The sequence below is a fragment of the Eubacterium sp. AF16-48 genome (assembly GCF_003479405.1).
In the GTDB taxonomy this organism is placed as follows: Bacteria; Bacillota; Clostridia; order Lachnospirales; family Lachnospiraceae; genus Eubacterium_G; species Eubacterium_G segne.
In genome coordinates, this window is the sequence record NZ_QUHB01000002.1 from 404,361 (window position 1) to 425,735 (window position 21,375).

At 39.1% G+C, this 21,375-nt stretch carries 15 protein-coding genes; all 15 read left to right on the forward strand.

All coding sequences use genetic code 11. From position 1 onward, the window contains the following. Window positions 1-14: 14 nt before the first annotated feature. Window positions 15-5,123 carry a SpaA isopeptide-forming pilin-related protein gene (locus DWW68_RS04200; RefSeq protein ID WP_118588975.1) on the forward strand — a complete coding sequence of 1,703 codons (5,109 nt, stop codon included), beginning with the start codon at window positions 15-17 and terminating at the stop codon, window positions 5,121-5,123. Window positions 5,124-5,459: 336 nt separating this feature from the next. Then, window positions 5,460-7,595 (forward strand): fibronectin type III domain-containing protein, encoded by a 2,136-nt coding sequence (locus tag DWW68_RS04205; RefSeq protein ID WP_118588976.1) that lies wholly within the window; start codon window positions 5,460-5,462, stop codon window positions 7,593-7,595. Between the two features lie 72 nt (window positions 7,596-7,667). After that, window positions 7,668-7,847, forward strand: a complete 180-nt coding sequence (locus DWW68_RS04210) for a hypothetical protein (RefSeq protein WP_118588977.1) — start codon at window positions 7,668-7,670, stop codon at window positions 7,845-7,847. 397 nt (window positions 7,848-8,244) lie between these two features. Further along, entirely contained in the window at window positions 8,245-8,691 is a 447-nt protein-coding gene (locus DWW68_RS04215; protein WP_118588978.1) for a DUF488 family protein, read from the forward strand. 381 nt (window positions 8,692-9,072) lie between these two features. Next, on the forward strand, window positions 9,073-9,339 hold the full coding sequence (rpsO, locus tag DWW68_RS04220; RefSeq protein ID WP_021953347.1) for a 30S ribosomal protein S15: 267 nt from the start codon (window positions 9,073-9,075) through the stop codon (window positions 9,337-9,339). A gap of 259 nt (window positions 9,340-9,598) precedes the next feature. Next, window positions 9,599-11,683, forward strand: coding sequence for a polyribonucleotide nucleotidyltransferase (locus DWW68_RS04225; protein ID WP_118588979.1), 2,085 nt, complete (start codon window positions 9,599-9,601; stop codon window positions 11,681-11,683). A 158-nt stretch (window positions 11,684-11,841) separates the two neighbouring features. Then, window positions 11,842-12,906, forward strand: a complete 1,065-nt coding sequence (locus tag DWW68_RS04230) for an ATP-binding protein (protein WP_118588980.1) — start codon at window positions 11,842-11,844, stop codon at window positions 12,904-12,906. Further along, window positions 12,896-13,597, forward strand: coding sequence for a response regulator transcription factor (locus DWW68_RS04235; protein WP_118588981.1), 702 nt, complete (start codon window positions 12,896-12,898; stop codon window positions 13,595-13,597). The genes DWW68_RS04230 and DWW68_RS04235 overlap by 11 nt, the downstream gene beginning before the upstream one ends. Before the next feature lie 109 nt (window positions 13,598-13,706). Continuing rightward, window positions 13,707-14,636 (forward strand): cysteine synthase A, encoded by a 930-nt coding sequence (gene cysK, locus DWW68_RS04240; RefSeq protein WP_021953342.1) that lies wholly within the window; start codon window positions 13,707-13,709, stop codon window positions 14,634-14,636. Between the two features lie 9 nt (window positions 14,637-14,645). After that, a complete protein-coding gene (locus DWW68_RS04245; protein WP_118588982.1) occupies window positions 14,646-14,858 on the forward strand; it encodes a hypothetical protein in 213 nt (70 codons plus the stop codon). A 22-nt stretch (window positions 14,859-14,880) separates the two neighbouring features. After that, window positions 14,881-16,155, forward strand: coding sequence for an O-acetylhomoserine aminocarboxypropyltransferase/cysteine synthase family protein (locus DWW68_RS04250; RefSeq protein WP_021953340.1), 1,275 nt, complete (start codon window positions 14,881-14,883; stop codon window positions 16,153-16,155). Window positions 16,156-16,184: 29 nt separating this feature from the next. Next, window positions 16,185-16,955: a phosphoribosylformimino-5-aminoimidazole carboxamide ribotide isomerase gene (gene hisA / locus DWW68_RS04255; protein ID WP_118588983.1), complete on the forward strand. Its 771-nt coding sequence runs from the start codon at window positions 16,185-16,187 to the stop codon at window positions 16,953-16,955. Between the two features lie 106 nt (window positions 16,956-17,061). After that, on the forward strand, window positions 17,062-17,709 hold the full coding sequence (locus DWW68_RS04260) for an ATP-dependent Clp protease proteolytic subunit (RefSeq protein WP_021953338.1): 648 nt from the start codon (window positions 17,062-17,064) through the stop codon (window positions 17,707-17,709). A gap of 116 nt (window positions 17,710-17,825) precedes the next feature. Continuing rightward, window positions 17,826-18,698, forward strand: coding sequence for an undecaprenyl-diphosphate phosphatase (locus tag DWW68_RS04265; RefSeq protein ID WP_118588984.1), 873 nt, complete (start codon window positions 17,826-17,828; stop codon window positions 18,696-18,698). A gap of 21 nt (window positions 18,699-18,719) precedes the next feature. Then, window positions 18,720-21,359, forward strand: coding sequence for a DNA translocase FtsK 4TM domain-containing protein (locus DWW68_RS04270; RefSeq protein WP_347497881.1), 2,640 nt, complete (start codon window positions 18,720-18,722; stop codon window positions 21,357-21,359). The last annotated feature ends 16 nt before the right edge of the window (window positions 21,360-21,375 follow it).

Genomic DNA, 21,375 nt, shown 5'->3' on the forward strand with positions numbered 1-21,375 from the left:
GAGGAGAACAACAGATGAATGGAATAAAAAGAAAAATAAAGAGAATTTCAGCCATTGTGATGATGTTTGTCCTTACCCTTGGCATGGCAGAGGGCATGACAATGCCCGTAAAGGCAGCGGATGCCATACTGGTTTCAGGATCAACGGGATACTTTTACATAAAGGTTGTAAATGACACAACAGGGGACACGGATACCTTAAGGGTAAACGTGACGGCAAAAAAGGCATCAGGAAAGAAGTTATCCGCAGGTGATGAAACGGCAACAAGCAACACCGTAACGTATTCGGGAAGTGTGACAAGTCCGAAGCTGGGGCTTAAGCTCAATGCCACACAGTCCCATAAGAACATCGTGACATCACAGGATGGCACCGTTTCGCTTTTAATGTGTGACCTGCAGTTTAGTGTACCGGCACACACCTCATACGTTAAGGTTGAAAAGAACAACAGAAACAATCACACATTCAGACTTGCGGACAAGGTAAAAACACCGATAACCAAGAACTCATACACGGACGTGACGGTGGCACATAACAGCAGTTCATACACAAAGAGCATGATAATGGCATTAAACCTTTATGAGTGCGGATTGAGACAGGGCAATGCAAGTGTACACAGCACAATCACACTTCATATAGGAAGAAACTCATACGGCATAGCCTACAATCTTGACGGCGGAAAGTTTGCAAAGGGTTACAACACCACTTACACAAACCCGTCAAACGGAAGAACACAGAAACAGAACCCGACAACCGCACTTGACGGAGGGGAAAAGACATCAGACTACAGCAATTCCTACTTTTACGTGGAAAAACCAACAAAGGCAGGATACACCTTTAAGGGCTGGAACATAACGGGAATGGATAATGACACCCATTACTTTTACACAAGCGGTGGTGCAAAGACCACAACGGGAACAGCACTTAACACAACAACAAATGCGGATGCCATGAAGAGCAGCTACATCCCGACATCATACATGAACCTTAGGGCAACCTCCGGCACCGTCACATTCAACGCACTGTTTGACGTGAACAGATACACCGTCATATATGACGGAAACGGTGCAACAGCCGGAACGATGGCAAATCAGGAACACACGTATGACGCAGCCCTTAACCTTACACAGAATGCATACATAAGAACGGGGCACACCTTCCTTGGATGGAGCAGAAACAGGGATGCCGCAGAGCCGGAGTTCCTAAACGGTGAAAGCGTTAAGAACCTGACAACGGATGCAGACGGAAAGGTTACACTTTATGCAGTGTGGGTAAAGAATTCATCAGCCCTTAACAATGCAAACATCCTAAAGAACATAAAGAAGATAATGAAGGTAAACGTTGTAAAGACTGATGAAACGGATGATAAAAAGACACTTGATGCAACATTTGACGTTTATGAGTGGTCAAAGGACCTGAACAACGGATACGGAGCATACAAAAACACCCCGTCATTTTCCATTAAGTCAAACGAGGAAAACATCTTTAACTATACTGCAGACAACCTTGGAAAGTTCAAGATAAAGGAAACGGATGTTGAGGCACCGTACATCAACAATGGTGACGAGGCAGAAATAAGTCTAAAGGACGGACTTGACATGCCATTTTATGAAAACACCATGGTTGAAGAGGACAAGGGTGTCTTTGTCATGGGTGCAGGATATGCGAAAGGTGACATTGTAAGAGACAGTGCAGACACAAAGAATGCAACCTACTATCAGGCAAGGGTCGCAAACGTTGGAAAGAGACCGACAGACGGCGATTACTGGTTAAGACTTGATGAAAACAATTACAGTAAGTACAAGAGACTGATAAAGGGTGCCGGCGAATGGAATGCCGCAAATGCATACGCAAAGACCTTTGGTGTTAAGATTGGGAATGCATCCGAAGGAGCAAAGAATGGAATAATCTTTTCGTTAAGAAAGAAGGATGAGCGTGGCACACTGCTTACGGGAGCCGGATTCAACGTTTACTATGCAGACGATAACAGCCTGTGCAGGGCGATGAATAAACGTTTAAACATAAAGGGTGTTTACTCAACGGATATTGATGCTAAGGGAAAGCCGCTTGAATATCCAGAGATTTCAGTAAATGATGACCAGTCTCATGCAACCCTTAACGCTGACGGAACAAAGACACTGAAACTCGTTGTAAGGGAAGACAGGGTTCCCGACAACTACGGAAAGATTGAGGACTTCAGGGTTGACGCACATGTGGTTTACAGTGACATTGAAGCCAAATGGAAGGCAGATAATCTCACGGTTACATTTTCAGACGGAAAGACAGTCACCATTGAAAACGGTGGAACAGTAGATGCAGAGGAATTAATTGACGAGTCATACAGACTTAACATAAGTGTCACAAAGCAGTCAAAGAAACAGAACTACAGCGTTGCTGACCTTGAGGGTGCGGAATACACCGTGTATGAGGACAGCGCACTTTCCCTTCCGGTAACAACCATTATAATAGGAAGAAACGGAAAGGGAGCTGCAGAAAACCTTCCGCTTAAGGACTACTGGATTAAGGAAACAAAGGCACCAAAGAGTGGAAAGTTCCTGTTTTCAGACGAGGTAAAACAGATAAGGGCAGAAGACATTGCAACCGGAAGCGGCACAACAACCTTTAATGCCACCGTTACCTTCGAGGAAGACGAGGACAGCGCAAGGTTAAACGTACACAAGGTGGACGACAGGGGAAATGACCTAAACGGTGCAGAGTTTACCCTGTATGAGTGCCCGGCAGACGTGACAGACAAAAACATTGATGATTACGATTACAGCAATGTAAAGAGCCGTGGAACAGAAAAGGTTGTAAACGGCTACGCAGCATTTGAAGACATTCCTTTTGGAAAGTACGTCCTTGTTGAAACAAAGGTTCCCGACGGATACAAAAAGGCACCAAACCAGATGGTGGAGCTTACAACGGAAAACGGCGGAAACAGTGACGTGACTGCAAAAACCATAACGGTAGTGAACGAGGAAGAAAAGGCAAGAATAAAGCTGTACAAGGAAGACAGCACGGACAATGGAAGAATTGAGGGTGCAGTCTTTAAGATATTTGACGTAAATAACAACAGCTACATCATGCAGGATGTTTCAGGCACCGATGATGAAGGAAACGAAATAATCAGTCAGGAAGAAAGACTGTTTGTTACAGATGAAAACGGACTGATCAAGACGGAAGAGCTGACATATGGAACATACAGAATTGAAGAAGTTGAGGCACCTGACGGATACGTGAGGGATGACACACCAAGGACAGTGAATCTTGAAAAGGGAAAGGAAGACGGTGTTGATGAAGACGGCATACCGTACTTTAAAGTAACCTTTGAGAACAAAAAGACCGAGACATGGATTGACAAGACGGACATCACAACAGGTGAGGAGCTTACAGGCGGTGAGTACACCGTGACAGACATAAGCGGAAACACTGTTGACCACTGGACCAGTGACGGAAAGACACACAAGATTTACGGACTAAAGGCAGGTGAAAAGTACACACTCACGGAAGAGGTGGCACCTGACGGATACACCATTGCCACACCGATTGAATTTACTGTGAATGAAGACGGAAGTGTGACAAAGGTGGAAATGAAGGATGATTACAATAAGTTAGAGCTTAGAAAGTGTGACATCACCACAGGCGAGGAAATAGAAGGTGCTGAAATGGAACTTTATGACAGCGAGAACAACCTTGTTGACAGCTGGATTTCAGAAAAGACACCTCACAGAATAGACAGAATAAAGACGGGTACCTACAGACTTGTTGAGAAAAGGGCACCAAAGGGATACGTGGTTGCTGAAAGCATAACCTTTGAGGTTGGCGAGAGCAACGAGGTACAGCAGGTCGTGATGAATGATGATTACACAAAGACAAGATTCATAAAACTTGCAACGGATACAGGTGAACCGCTTTCAGGATGTGTACTGCAGGTGCTTGACAAAAACAGAAACGTTGTTGAACAGTGGACAACCGACGGAAGCGAACACGAGATAGATTATCTCGTAGAAGGTGAGACATACTATCTTCATGAGGTGTCGGCACCGGATGATTACCAGAAGGCAGAAGACATAGAGTTTGTTGCAGGAAGACAGTGGAATGACGGAAACGGCGTGACAGAAGATGACTACAACAGAATGGATGGCACACAGTTTACGGACCAGGGAGGAAACAAAGTGAACTGGGACGATGGAAAGCTGCCAACGAATGAACCTGCAGACGACCTTGAACCGGAAACCGGAAGTGATGATGACATCACAAATCCTGATGACGGGGACGGAGTTGTTGACGAGGTTGACAGGAACGGTGAAACGGGTGATGCTTATGATGCGTCAGCTGCGGAAACAGTCACAATCACAATGCTTGACAAGCCGAAACTTGTTTCAATCATAAAGAAAACGGGAAGCGGAGACCTTCTTCCGGGAGCAAGACTGCAGTTACTTGATGAAAGCGGAAATGTCCTGTATTCATGGACAACGGGAGCAGACACGTCAAGTGTGTTCAGACTTGGAAACGGAAAGTACAGGATACATGAAGAGTATGCACCTGAAAACTATGAGCTTGCAAAGGACATAGAGTTTGAGGTAACAGACGATACCACGGAAGTTGAATACGTGATGACTGATGAGTATACCGGAGGATCCATTAAGGTATTAAAAACAGATGGTGGCACCGGAAAACCGCTTGAGGGTGCAGAGTTTACCTTAAAGGGTGAAAACGGACTCACCATTACCGGAAAAACCGACAAGAACGGTGAACTTGTATTCGGAGTTAAAAACGGTGAAAAGACACTTCCACCACAGAAGTACACCTTAACCGAAACAAAGACGGTAAACGGACACAGCCTGTTAAAGGACCCTGTTGAGATAACACTTCCACTTAAACTCACAAAGGCTGAGGCGGATGCAATGGGAGCAGACACCTCAAAGGCAAAGTGGGATGAGGAAAACGAAGTGTACAGGTTCTTTGACCTTACATATGAGGTAAAGAATGACGCAACACTTAAACTTCCGGCAACGGGAGCACAGGGCATGATTTACGGCATTGCGGGAGCTGTGATAATGATTGTGCTCACACTTCTTTATCTGTTCATTAAAGGTAAGAAGAGAAGATACAGAATTTCATAAACTAAAAGCAGATGAGGGGGAGTTTTCCCCCTTGTTCTGCATTAACCATAACCATACGGAAAACAAAAACAACCCCAGAGACAGAAAAGTATAAACAGACATGAAAGGTATTTCCGGACAGTAGGATGTTATGTGGAAGTAACCGGTAACGTTACGGATAAAGAGAAACTTCTTATATAATTATAATATATATAAGGAAGAAAAAAGACAAAAGTATCCGTAATGCTGACTTTTTATTAATAAGTAAAAAATGTATTGCAAACATAGGTTTAATCAGATATAATAGGATTAACAGAACAAATGTTCGAGAGAAATAAAGAGAGGAGATGAGCTGGAATGAAAAGGATAATGGCATGGATAATTATTTTCTGCACCGTTATTGTCACTGTCTTACCGGGCGGAAGTAAGGCAGAGGCATACACCATAACCGAAAAGGGCGGAATGCGTACTGCCAGTGAACTGTCGGAAGCTGCCATAAAGGTACTTGATGAGGTTTCGGTAACTGACAAGGCCATGCTTGATGACGTGATAAAAAGGTCATATGAGAATGACTTCAGGAATAAAACATACATCATAAAAAACGAGGGCGAAGATATTGACACGACATACTGGCGTCAGTACGTGTATTCACAGGGAGACTTCAGGGTTTCTCTTAACTGGAGCGTGGATAAATGTGTTGCAGTGACCGGGGATTATCATTACTACACCGTAAGAATGGGTTCAAGGGTATCAATATCTCCGTTTGATTATGCCACCAGCACGATAGACCGGTGGGATGAATACATGGACGTGATAAGGGATGTTGAAAACAGAATCGGAATACTGAATGCTGACCTGTGTGATTATCAGAAGATACAGCTAGCGTACACATGGATAAAACAGAACGTAAAGTACGGTTATGCAAGTGATGTGTCCGGGCAGCATGTATCCGGAGGACAGGAGCCAATAGAAGCGATACTTTATGGCTATGCCGTATGTGGAGGTTATACACGTGTGTTCAACCGTTTCATGCATGACTGTGGAATTAAGAGCTACTATCTTTCAAACGTTTCCCATGCATTTAACTTTGTAAGACTTGACGGAAAACATTACAAGACGGACTGCCAGGTGGGAACAGTGGATTGCTATGAGGGTTATGAACAGTACAATAAGAATGGCAAGCTACTGTGGGAACTGAACAGGGCACTTGTCGGAACAACCAAGAAGATTTCAAGCGAACTTTTTGAGTACAGTGCCATAACGCACTACGATACTGAATTTGAGCATGGCTCAGTTGATAATTGTGTCATGGGTCCGTTGGCAGAAATAACAGAACCAACCTGTACAACCGACGGGACATTCTTAAAGGAAGGAAAGGTTGATGAGCACTGTGATTACTGTGGTAAAATCCATTCATTTACCCTTCCTGCAACACATACCTACAAAACGGTAGAAAACAAGCTACCAACCTGTACGGAAGAAGGCGAGATAAAGAAAGTATGCAGTGAGTGTGGCAATGAGAAAACGGAAAAAGTTGCCATAAAACCGCATGACTATAAGATTGACACTGCTGACAGTGATTATGACACCGAAGGTTGGTTCAAGATTGTATGTAATACCTGTGGAAAGGTCTACTACGAGGAATACAGGGATAAGCTGGAGAGACCAACGCAGTCTGAAACTGAAACCACAACCACTGAGGAATCGGTAACGACACCTGCATATCAGGAAAGTGACCTTGAAAAAAAAGACAGGGGCTACGGAATAATCACATGGTATGACGCAGAGAAGGAAGACTGGTTCTGTAAACAGGGCCAATTTGAAATGTCAATGAAAAGGGAAATAAGTGGAAACGGGGCATACACCGATGGTTTGTGGGTGGAATGCGGAACGCTTGACAAGGGAAGACTTTACGACAAGCAGGCGGGCAAGTGGGTTAATGCCGGAGACAGTGTTGACTGTTACTTTGACGTGGATAGCCGTACATGGAAGATATACATGAAGTATTACACAGAGGAACCGCAGGCTACAACCACGGCACCGGAAGAGGAAGTTACAACAACTTCACCTGCCACGGAAGAAACGGAAACCGTAAAACCGACACAGTCTGCAACAACAGTAAAGGTAAATCCTACGACAGAGAAACCACAGACACCTACCACACGTAAGCCACAGGTTACAACAAAGAAACCGCAGACCAAAAAACCGGCAAAGCCCAAACAAATGAAATTTAAGAGTGCAAAGAATGACAAGAAGAAACGGATAAGCCTTAAGTGGAAGAAAGTTAATGGAGCAACAAAGTATCAGATAAAATGGGTACTTGGAAGAGGGAAAAAAGCAAAGACGAAAACCAAGAGCTTTAAAGGAAAAACGACTTCATGTGCGTTCAAGAGACTTAAAAAAGGTAAAACCTATAAAGTGTACATTCGAGCCTATAATAAAAGCGGTTGGGGTAAGTGGAGTAGAGCTAAGAAGGTAAGAATAAAGAAATAACAGACAGAAAAGGGAATGGCATACTTAGTAGCTGTTCCCTTTGTTTTTTAGAATTAAGGAAAGGAAGAAAAAATGATAATAGTGGCAGATAACGGAGTTGAAACACAAACAAGAAAACTGAAAGAGGGCGTAACATTAGAGGAAGCCAAAGCCCGGGTGTGGAAACTGTGGGAAGATGACTGGCTGGGACTTGATTACAGACTGGAAGACAATGATGGAAACGTAATATTTGAATTAGAGCATGACGATTAGGATGCTGCAAGAGATTTACATGGAAATAGAACAAAAGAATTACTCACTATTGATTTCAGATGTATTTTAGTATTAATTTAGAGGTAACGTCTAATTTATATCTTTTTATACTTGTTTTTCACCCCATATTTTGATAAAATCAGAGTATTAAATTAAACGGTCGTTTATATCGGTACTATTTAATAAAGATAAATGTATAGGGGTGCTATACAAAGAAATATAAATTAATAAATTTAATTGATGTTAAAGGGAATGACGTGCTTAATGGCTATACCCTTTATTTTTTTGTCACAAAATACCTGTCCTTAACTGATTCTTAACCGGTTTATGAATTAGAATAATAGTGTCGGGCGATGGGGGAAAATGTCTTGAAATTCTAAAAAATGGGAGAAGATACATGAAGATATACACGATGGGATTTAAGGGGAAAAGTCAGGAAGAATTTATTAAAACAATAAATAAGAAAAAAATTGAGCTTGTAGTTGACATGAGAGAAAGAAACAGATTTCCGATGTTGGGATTTTGCAACGAAGGAGAACTGAAAAAATGTTTGAAGGAAAAATGTAATTGTGACTACTTATATAATTCTATGCTTGCACCAATGTGTGGTTATTATGAAGCCTACACGGAGAGGGCAATTTCGTGGGATGAATATGTGGCAAAATATAAAGAAACACTTTCGGAAAGGGGAATTGCAGGGAGATTTCTGATTGACTGTATGGAATATGAAAGGATAATGATAATTTGTCTGGGAAAAACACCGGGTAGGTGTTCAAGAAAACTGCTGGCAGAGTGGTTACAAGAGAGAATACGTGGAATTGAGATAGAGATAAAGCATTTATAAAAAATATTTGATTTAATAAGAAATGTGTGTTATAGCAATACGGTTATTTGGAGTTATTATTGATTGATATAAGTGTTCTTAGTTAACTAATGTCTACTTGATGTAGACGTATAGAGCTTGTAGGAAGAAAAGAACAAGCATATTAAAGAGGATAATTGATTTTTTTAGAACAAATATTAAAATTGTAATAAGTTAGCTGAGAAAACATATCAAGATCAAAAACTCGAAATAGCTGATACACCATATTTCTCAATTTTCCTATAGACATTTCAGATATCATGGTGTATACTATCAAAGTATGTTTAACCTACACTAAGCATTTGGATACTCCAACCGGTGCCTAAGTGTAAGGGGATATTAAGATTTTAGGAGGAATAAGAAATGATATCAAAAGAGACAAAAGCTCAGTTAGCAGCAGAATATGGTAAGACACCTACTGACACAGGTTCACCTGCAGTTCAGGTAGCAATCTTAACATACAGAATTAAGGAGTTAACAGAACATTTAAAGATTAACCAGAAGGATCATCATTCAAGAAGAGGTCTTCTTAAGATGGTAGGTAAGAGAAGAGGCTTACTTGACTACATTAAGGAAAATGACCTTGACGAATATCGTCAGTTAATTGAAAAATTAGGAATTCGTAAATAATTTCTTACCGGGTGGTAATATTACATTCGGATTTATACACAGGGATGAGAGTTTACTCTCATCCCTGTATTGCATTTTTCATATAAATAATTTATAATAACATAGATTGTGTGTAAATTTACACAAAAGGCAGAAGAACCATGCCGAGACCACTGTAAAGGGCAGTAGCATTGTTACCGGTTTTTACAGTAGTTTCGGATTCTTCTGCTATAAAATAAAAAGTAAGGAGAAGTTACTAACAAAGTAACGAAAGAAGATTATGTACAAGAGTTTTAGTATGGAGCTTGCAGGAAGAACTTTAACAGTTGATGTTGGAAGAGTTGCAAAGCAGGCTAACGGTGCAGCATTTATGCACTATGGAGACACTACGGTATTGTCAACAGCTACAGCATCAGACAAGCCTAGGGATGGAATTGATTTCTTCCCACTTTCAGTTGAATTTGAAGAAAAAATGTATTCTGTAGGAAAAATCCCTGGAGGATTTAATAAGAGAGAAGGAAAAGCATCAGAGAATTCAGTGCTTACATCAAGAGTTATAGACAGACCTATGAGACCTTTATTCCCAAAGGATTACAGAAATGATGTTACACTTAACAACCTTGTTATGTCAGTAGATCCTGAATGCAGACCTGAAATCGTAGCTATGCTTGGTGCAGCTATTGCAACATGTATATCAGATATTCCATTTGACGGACCATGTGCCATGACACAGGTAGGTTTAGTTGATGGGGAATTTGTTATTAACCCAAGCCAGAAGCAGTGGAAAGAGGGAGATTTACAGCTTACAGTAGCTTCAACAAGAGAAAAGGTTATCATGATTGAAGCAGGTGCTAATATTATCCCGGAAGCAAAGATGATAGAAGCTATTTATATGGCACATGATGTAAACCAGACTATCATTGAATTTATTGATAAAATTGTGGCAGAAGTAGGAAAAGAAAAGCACTCATATGAAAGCTGTGCTATTCCTGAAGAATTATTTGCTGCAATTAAGGAAATTGTTCCACCTGCAGATATGGAAGTAGCCGTATTTACAGATGACAAGCAGACAAGAGAAGAAAACATAAGACAGATTACAGAAAAGTTAGAAGAAGCTTTTGCTGATAATGAAGAATGGCTTGCTGTTTTAGGAGAAGCTATTTATCAGTATCAGAAGAAGACAGTTCGTAAGATGATATTGAAAGATCACAAGCGTCCTGACGGAAGAGCAATTGATCAGATCAGACCGTTAGCAGCAGAAGTTGATATTATTCCTAGAGTGCATGGCTCTGCAATGTTCACAAGAGGACAGACACAGATTTGCAACGTATGTACTTTAGCACCATTATCAGAAGCACAGAAAATAGACGGACTTGATGAAAATGAAACAACAAAGAGATATATGCATCACTACAACTTCCCTTCATACTCAGTTGGTGAGACAAAGCCATCAAGAGGACCGGGAAGACGTGAAATCGGACATGGTGCTTTAGCAGAAAAGGCACTGGTACCTGTACTTCCTAGCGAAGCAGAGTTCCCATATGCTATTAGAACAGTTTCAGAAACATTTGAGTCAAACGGTTCTACATCAATGGCTTCTACATGTTCATCATGTATGTCATTAATGGCAGCAGGTGTTCCAATTAAGGCTATGGTAGCAGGTATTTCATGTGGTCTTGTTACAGGTGATACAGATGATGATTATGTATTGCTTACAGATATCCAGGGACTTGAAGATTTCTTCGGAGACATGGACTTTAAGGTAACAGGTACAACAGAAGGTATCACAGCTATTCAGATGGATATTAAGATTCATGGTCTTACAAGAGAAATCGTGGAGGGTGCTATTGCAAGAACAAGAGAAGCAAGATTATTCATTATGGATAATTGCATGAAGCCGGCAATTTCTGAACCTAGAAAAGAAGTAAATGCATACGCTCCTAAGATTGAAATGATTCAGATTGATCCGGACAAGATTGGTGATGTTGTAGGAAAGAGCGGAAAGGTTATTAATGCAATTATCGAAGAAACAGGCGTTAAGATTGACATTTCTGATGAAGGAATGGTATCAGTTTGTGGCGTAGATAAGGACATGATAGCTAAGGCTATAAAATACATTAAGACAATAGTAACAGACTTTGAAGAAGGCATGATTTTAGAAGGTACTGTTGTAAGTATTAAGGAATTTGGTGCATTTATCGAATTTGCACCTGGAAAAGAAGGCATGGTTCACATTTCTAAGATTGCAAAAGAAAGAGTTGAACATGTTGAAGACTTCCTTACATTAGGTGATAAGGTTAAATGTAAGTGTCTTGGAAAAGATAAGATGGGAAGAATCAGCTTTTCAATTAAAGATGCACAGTAAACAAATTAAATAGAAACGTTGCACAAAATCTTAAATTTTGTACAAATATGGAATATCTCCAGGGCGAATATTATGATATATAATAAAGCTTTGGAGATATTTTACTATATCTTAATTGGCTATGTGGTATCATTAATCAGATACGAAGGAGAGTGGCTATGGTAAAAGATAAATCATATTTAAAAAATATATTAGTGACAGCGGGAATATTATTAATTTCTTTTGTAATAAGCTTGTTGTTGCAACATGTGTTTAAGGTACATGAACATATAACAGCAGTGTTTATATTTGCTGTATTTTTGATATCCCTTTTAACAAACGGATATGTATATGGAATAGTGGCAGCTTTTATTTCCATGATTGCCGTTAACTATGCTTTTACATTTCCGTTCTTTTCAATTAATTTTATGATACCTGTTAATATGATTTCTGCAATTATAATGATAGTTATAGCCATATTAACAAGTACATTAACCACCCAGATAAAAAGGCATGAGGCAATGAAAGCTGAAGGAGAGAAGGAAAGAATGAGAGCCAATCTTTTAAGGGCGGTTTCCCATGACTTAAGAACTCCCCTTACCACTATTTATGGTTCAGCAGCTACACTGTTAGAAAACAGGGATACACTAGAGGAAGAACAACAAATCAAAATATTACAGGGAATAAAAGAGGATTCGGAATGGCTTGTAAGAATGGTGGAAAATCTTTTATCCATTACAAGAATTGACAGTGGAAATGTGAAAATAATAAAAACACCAATAGTTTTAGAGGAACTGATAGATTCAGTAATTGTGAAATTTAGAAAAAGATACCCTGACTTTGATATAACATTGGACTTGCCGGAGGATATTGTTGTTATACCAATGGATGCAATGCTTATTGAACAGGTTATAGTAAATATATTGGAAAATGCCATACAGCACGCAGAGGGAATGACAGAATTAATACTTCGGGTGTTTGTATTGGGGAAGCAGGCTATATTTGAAATAAAGGACAATGGCTGTGGAATCAGTAAAGAAAAATTGCCATACATATTTTCCGGATATTATGAGAATAAGGAAGAACCTTCAGACGGACAAAAACGCAATACGGGAATAGGATTGTCCGTATGTAAAACCATCATAAAGGCACATGGAGGGGACATTAGTGCGGAAAATATTAAAGGTGGCGGTGCTGTTTTCAGATTTACATTAGATACGGAGGAAGAAATAGATGCCCAATAATAAATATAAGGTTTTATTAGTAGAAGATGAAAATAATATTAGAAATCTGGTAACAACCATACTTAAATCGGCAGGTTATCAGGTTGTTGTAGCTGAAACATGTGAGAGAGCCCTGGGAATGTACACATCTCATCTCCCTGACATTATTATTTTGGACTTAGGTCTTCCTGACAGGGATGGAATGTATTTCTTAAAGGAAGTAAGGGATGACTCACTGACTCCTATTATTATATTGTCAGCTCGTTCTAATGAAAGGGATAAGGTAGTTGCTCTTGATGCAGGGGCAAACGATTATGTAACAAAGCCCTTTAGCTCGGCGGAACTGTTAGCAAGGGTAAGAGCAGCTCTTAGAAATACAAGACACAGCTCTGAGGAGGGAAAACTGCCGGGAGGAAAGTTCACATTAGAGGGACTTGTTATAGATTATGATGGAAGACAGGTTTTTGTTGATGAAAAAGAAGTAAAATTAACCCAGACAGAGTACAATATTGTGGCGTTTTTATCGGAACATGCCGGAAAAATGATGACGTATACAGCCATAATTAAGGCAATATGGGGCTATCCTGATGAGGGAAGCGTTAAAAAGCTTCAGGTGAACATGGCAAATATAAGAAGAAAACTGGGAATAAAGCCGGGAGAAGCAAAGTACATAATAAATGAATTAGGTGTTGGATATAGAATGAATAGTTAGCATATGTGTTTAGTTTAAATTAAACTTGCTTAATAGATTGGTTAAAGTTATAATAATACAAGTTGACAAAATTATATAATGTAATAAAGGAACGTTAAGGATATTAGAAATGATTTATAACAATGTATTAGAATTTATCGGACATACACCTATGGTGCGTCTTAACCATATGGTTGATGAAGATTCAGCTCAGGTTCTTGTGAAGTTTGAGGGATTAAATGTAGGTGGCTCAATAAAAACAAGAACGGCTTATGAAATGATTAAGGCGGCAGAAGCAGAAGGCAAAATAAACAAGGATACAATAATAGTTGAACCTACCAGTGGAAATCAGGGAATCGGACTGGCATTAGTAGGAGCGGTAAAAGGATATAAAACTATTATTATAATGCCTGACTCTGTTAGTGAGGAAAGAAGAAAGCTAGTTAAACATTATGGAGCAGAGGTTATTCTTATCCATGATGACGGAGACATTGGAAAGTGTATAGATGAATGTCTTAAAACAGCACTTAAAATGGCAGAGGACAATCCAAAGGTGTATGTACCACAGCAGTTTGCCAATCCTAACAATGTTAAGGCTCATAAACATCATACCGGATTGGAAATCATGGAGCAGGTAGAGGGAAACATAGACGGATTCTGCTCAGGTATAGGAACCGGTGGCACCATTACAGGAATAGGTAAGGTTTTAAAGGCACAAAATCCTGACATTGAAATATGGGCAGTGGAACCGGAAAATGCAGCCATTTTAGCAGGTGGAAATATCGGAACCCATTTGCAAATGGGAATAGGAGACGGAGTTATACCTGATATTTTAGACCAGAATATATATGATAACATTTATATAGTTACTGACGAAGAGGCAATAAGTACAGCCAAGGACTTAGCCAAAAAAGAGGGGCTTATGTGCGGAATTTCCAGTGGAACAAATGTTGCAGCAGCCATAAAGCTGGCAAAAAAGTTAGGAAAAGGAAAAACAGTGGTAACTGTATTGCCAGATACGGCAGAAAGATATTTTTCAACGCCGTTGTTTGATGAATAAGGAGCTAATATGCAGGAAACAAAGGAAGATAAGAAAATAAAAATAGGACAGATATGTAATAAAATATCAACTGTTTTATTTGTATTATTCTTTATTGATGTATGTGTAATACCAATTATGCAAATGGAATTCTTTTTGATTTCAGTGGCAGTTATTGTAGTTTTATTTGCCATTAGTTGTATTGTGGGACACATATGTCTTAAGGATTATAAACCGGAATAATGAAAGCACAGGAGGTTAGAAAGTGAATAACAACAAAGGAACAATATGCGTACAGGGCGGATGGAAGCCTACAAAGGGAGAACCGAGAGTTTTGCCTATTTATCAAAGCACCACATTTAAATATGATACATCAGAGCAAATGGGAAGACTGTTTGATTTAGAGGATAGCGGATATTTTTATACAAGACTTCAGAACCCTACTAATGATGCAGTAGCTTCAAAAATATGTGAGTTAGAAGGTGGAGTGGCAGCTATGCTTACATCATCAGGTCAGGCAGCTAATTTTTACGCAGTTTTTAATATTTGTGAAGCAGGAGACCACTTTATCTGTTCATCAAATGTATATGGAGGAACCTTTAATTTATTTGGTGTAACCATGAAGAAAATGGGAATAGATGTTACATTTGTAGATCCGGATATTTCACCGGAAGATTTAGAAAAAGAATTTAAAACAAATACAAAGTGTGTATTTGGTGAATCGGTGTCAAATCCGTCTCTTGTAGTGTTTGATTTTGAAAAATTTGCAAAGGCAGCTCACAGTCATGGTGTTCCTCTTATTGTGGATAACACATTCCCGACACCTATTAATTGCAGACCTTTTGAATTTGGAGTTGATATAGTAACTCACTCCACAACTAAATATATGGATGGTCATGCCATGGCAGTAGGTGGAGCAATTGTTGACAGTGGAAACTTTGACTGGATGGCTCATGCTGATAAATTCCCGGGAATGACAGAGCCGGATGAATCATATCATGGGTTAGTTTATGCAGAAAAATTTGGAAAAAGCGGATATATTACAAAGGCAACAGCACAGGTTATGAGGGATTTAGGATCAATTCCTTCACCTACAAATTCATTTTTGCTAAATGTAGGCCTTGAAACATTACATTTAAGAGTTCCAAGACACTGTGAAAATGCATTAAAAGTGGCTAAATGGCTTAAGGCAAATGACAAGGTAGCCTGGGTTAATTATCCTGGATTAGAGGGTGACAAATATTATGATTTGGCGCAGAAGTATATGCCTAATGGAACATGTGGCGTTTTAACATTTGGTATAAAAGGTGGTCGTGATGCATCCATTAAATTTATGGATAATCTTAAGTTTGTGGCAATAGTGACTCATGTGGCTGATGCCCGTTCATGTGTGCTACATCCTGCAAGTCACACTCATAGACAGATGACAGATGAACAGTTAATTGAGGCAGGAGTTCAGCCGGATTTAATCAGATTCTCTGTAGGAATTGAAGATGCTGAGGACATTATTGCAGATTTAGAGCAGGCATTAAATGCATAACATAAAACTTACGAAATAAGGTAATAAAAATGAAATTCAGACCATGCATAGACATACACAACGGAAAAGTGAAACAGTTAGTAGGTAGCAGCCTTAAAGACAAGGGAAATCAGGCAGAAGAAAATTTTGTATCTGAAAAAAATGCAGTCTACTATGCTAATCTTTATAAAAAAGACGGGCTAAAAGGCGGACATATAATAATATTAAATGCCGGCGGTTCGGAATTTTTTAAGGAATCAAAGAAACAGGCAATAGAGGCGTTGTCTGCATATCCTAAAGGGATGCAGATAGGCGGCGGCGTTACAGCTGTAAATGCACAGGATTATATAAAGGCAGGGGCATCCCATGTAATTGTCACATCTTATGTATTTAAAGATGGAAGAGTTAATTACGGAAATCTTAAAAGTCTTGTGGAAGCTGTGGGAAAAGAGTGTATTGTTTTGGATTTAAGCTGTAGAAAGAAAGACGGACAGTATTACATAGTAACAGACAGATGGCAAAAATTCACTGATGAAGTAGTTAATATTGAAACATTGAAAAAACTGTCGGAATATTGTGATGAATTTCTTATACACGGTGTGGATGTTGAAGGAAAATCAGGTGGAATGGAAGAAGATTTGGTAGCTATGCTATCTGAATTTACTGATATTCCCATAACCTATGCAGGTGGGATATCCACTATGGAACAAATAGAAAGGTTCAGGGAGATTTCTAATGGTAAAATGGATTTTACCATTGGAAGTGCGCTGGATTTGTTTGGTGGAAAGTTACCATATGATAAAGTAAAAGAACAGTTTTAAAATTATATAATAGTATAAAAATCCCCTATATTGGAGAGTATTATATTGTACGGAAAGTTAATTTGAAAATCCGTACATTGTATATCATCAATATGGGGGATTTTTTATGGACGAAATAAAAGAATACGGTCAGACAGACTTAAATAACAACAGCAGACACAAAAAAATACATCTTTTAAATATAATCGGGGAAATTGAAGGACACGAAAATGTGGCATCAGGAACCAAGGCAACTAAATATGAACACGTGCTTCCTCAGTTAGCACAGGTAGAAGATGATGCAGAAACAGATGGGCTTCTGGTAATATTAAATACAGTAGGTGGGGATGTTGAATGTGGTCTTGCAATTGCAGAAATGATATCGGGACTTAGTAAGCCTACAGTGTCATTAGTTTTAGGAGGCAGCCACTCCATTGGTGTTCCTCTTGCAGTATCAACAGACTATTCCTTTATTGTTAAAACAGGTACCATGGTTATTCATCCTGTGAGAATGAATGGACTGTTTATAGGAGTTCCCCAGACCTATGATTATTTTAAAAAAATTCAGGAGAGAATTAATTCTTTTATATTAGACCATTGTGACATAAAAGAACAAAAGCTTATGGAATTAATGATGGAAACAGAAGTTATGACAAAGGATGTGGGAAGCATTCTTGTAGGTAAGGAAGCAGTGAATGAAGGAATAATAAATGAAATAGGAAGCCTAAAAGATGCCATAAAAAAGTTGTATGAACTTATTGACAAAAAATCCTGATAAATTACATTGGACACCGGGGCATTACAATACAAAAACTAAATAACTTGAATATAGTGGTGAAAAATAGTAAAATATTATAGATTATGGTTAACTAAAGAAATAAGGAGTTACAAATGAGTTTATTAGAGTCAATTTTTCTTGGAATAATACAGGGAGTGACGGAATTTCTTCCTGTGAGCAGTTCGGGACATCTTGCTATATTCCAGCAGATTTTCGGACTTGAAGATGTAGGTACATCTTTTGATGTATTTTTACATTTGGGAACATTAATTGCAGTATTTGTTATATACTGGCGGGATATTGGAAGATTAATATATGATGGAATCGGAATAGTGGTGGATTTCGTTGCTAATGTATTTTATTACATAAGATGGAAGACAACCAAAAAGAATCCGGAATACAGAAAAATAATCAGAACATCATATAGAAAATTTGCGTTATTAATTATTGTTTCAACCATACCTACGGGAATAATAGGTATTGTAGGTAAGAATTTAGTAGATAATGCATCCCATACTCTTATTGTTCCGGGAATTTGTCTTTTAATAACAGCCATATTACTTGTAATTTCAGATAATATACCAAACGGAAATAAAACACCAAAGAAAACTACATATTTAAACGCAGTTTTTATAGGAATTTGTCAGGGGATAGCAACTCTTCCGGGATTATCACGTTCAGGAACAACCATTACAGCAGGTCTTTTATGTGGACTTAGAAGAGATTTTGTTGTAAAATATTCCTTTATTATGTCAATTCCGGCTATAATGGGTGCCTGTGTGTTAAACATTCCTGATATGCACACAGACATTGCAAAAACAGGTGTTGAGTGCTACGTGGCAGGAGCTTTAGTGTCTGCCGTGGTAGGTTACATATGTATTAAAACAATGCTTGTAGTTGTAAGAAATAAGCAGTTTAAATATTTTTCAGCTTATTGCGGATTAGTTGGACTGATAGCCATAGTGGCATCATTTTTCGTAAAATAAATTAACAGGGGTGAAAATATATTGGCCGATACGAAGAAAAAAAGTAATGGCAAAAAAACAAATAGCAGTAAAGGTAAGACTGGTGGAAACAAAACCAGTGGCAGTAAAACCGGTGGCAGTAAGGCTGCGGAAACAAGAAGGAAAAACGCCCAGATGGCTAAGAAACGCAAAATAATCGTAAAGGAGGTTTATTTGTGGATATCCTTAGCTGTGGCACTGTTTTTATTCTTAAGCAATTTTGGCATTTGTGGCATAGTGGGAAACACATTAAGGGATGCAATGCTTGGATGCTTCGGATGGATGGGATATGTTTTTCCTGTATTTCTGGCAGTAACAATAGGACTTGTGGCATATAATAATATGAACACCAAGGTTATCTCTAAGATAGTGGCAGTGGTGCTATTATACATTAATATGTGTCTGCTGTTTGATTTGTTAAGTTACAGTGACAATAGAATAGATGTTTTAAAATATTATAAATATGGCTCTAAAGGCGAATTTGGCGGAGGTCTTGTAGGGGGAGCATTAGGAAATCTTATGGATTCCCTGTTAGGACTTACAGGAGCCTACATTGTAACTTTTGTTGTACTTATTATATGCATAGTAATTTTAACGGAAAAGTCTATTATGTCTTTTCTTAAGAAAAAGGGAAAAAGTGCCTATGAAAGTGCAGTGGAAGATACAAAAGCCAGAAAAGAAGCCACGGCAGTACGAAGAGAGCAGAAGCGGATTGAAAAGGAAAAAGAAAGAAGTATTGCCAGACAGAAAAAAATCGGTGTGGACTTTAATGAAACTACTGTTGGTGGAGATAGTTTACCAGGGGAGAAGTTAGAGGATAATAAACAGGAGGTTCACGAAATACATATTGACGGAGTGGATGATACCCCAAGTGACATAGATGAAATGCCCCTTGACCGTGAAATTGTATATACCTATGAAGAAAATCAGGGCAATAAGCAGGTTAAAATAGATGGCCTTGACAAACCTGAACCACCAAAAGCTGATAAACATGCTACAGACGGTGAATTTACACCAAAGGAAAGAGTGATAGTAAGTGAAGAGGCTAAAAAGACTATGAAGAGAAAGCCTTTTGGAGTAGGGGAGGCAGTAGCCACTGAAACACCGGCGGCAGAAGAAGTCAGCTCACAACAGCCTAAGGCATCTTCAGAAGGAAAAATAATAGCACCGTCTAAAAAGAAAATGAAATATAAGAAACCACCATACAGTCTTCTTAAGGATAATCCCGGGAGCAAAAGCGGTATAACAAAAGCATCCCTTATGCAGACAGCCAATAAACTAAAACAGGTTTTGGCAAACTTTGGAGTTAAGGTAGAAGTGACAAATGTAAGTAAGGGACCGTCAGTTACAAGATATGAATTGCAACCTGAAATGGGAACTAAGGTTAGCCGTATAACAGGTCTTGCAGATGACATAAAGTTAAATATGGCAGCGGCGGACATACGAATTGAAGCACCTATACCGGGAAAAGCTGCCGTAGGAATTGAAATTCCAAATGAGGGAAGGGATCCTGTATATTTAAAGGAACTTTTAAATTCAAAGGAATTAAGGGAGCATAAGTCGAAGCTGGCATTTCCGGCAGGTAAGGATATTGCAGGAAGAGTAGTTGTGGCTGATATTGCCAAAATGCCTCATATGCTTATTGCAGGCACTACAGGTTCAGGAAAGTCAGTATTTACAAACTCAATATTAATGAGTATTCTTTACAGGACAACACCGGAAGACGTAAGGCTTATTGTTATTGATCCTAAGGTTGTGGAATTTCAGGTATACAATAAAATACCTCATTTATTATATGATGTAGTTACAGACCCTAAAAAAGCGGCAGGCATTCTTAACTGGGCGGTGGCAGAAATGACCACCAGATATAAGAAGTTTGCCAATGTAGGGGCAAGAGATATTGGAAGTTACAATGCAAAGGTGGAAAGCGGTGATTTTTCAGGAGATAATCCACCGGAAAAAATGCCACAGATACTTATTGTAATTGACGAGTTAGCTGACCTTATGATGGTGGCAGCTAAGGAAGTGGAAGAGGCAATATGCCGTTTAGCACAGCTTGCCAGAGCAGCAGGCATTCATATGGTTATTGCAACTCAGCGTCCTTCAGTAGATGTTATTACGGGACTTATTAAGGCAAATATTCCTTCACGAGTTGCCCTTACTGTGGCATCAGGAACGGATTCAAGAACAATTATAGATATGAACGGAGCTGAAAAGCTCTTAGGCAATGGTGACATGTTGTTTTATCCTGCCGGATATGTTAAACCTGTGAGAGTACAGGGAGCATATGTATCGGATAAGGAAATTTTTGATACTGTTGAATATATTAAAAACAACAGTGGAGAAGCTGAATATGACGAAACCATTGGTGTAAAATTAACTACGGATATGGAGGCTTCCGGTGGAGCAGAAGGGGATAAAGACCCGTTATTTGCTGAAGCAGGAAGGCTTTGCATAGAAAAGCAAAAGGGCTCAACTAGTATGATTCAAAGGCAGTTCAGAGTGGGCTTTAACAGAGCGGCACGTATTATGGAACAGCTTTATGATGCAGGGGTTGTAGGTCAGGAGGAACAGAATAAACCTAGAAAGGTTATTATGAGTTTAGATGAATTTGAAGCTAGTTTACAAAACGATAATCAATAAGAAGGAGATATTAAAA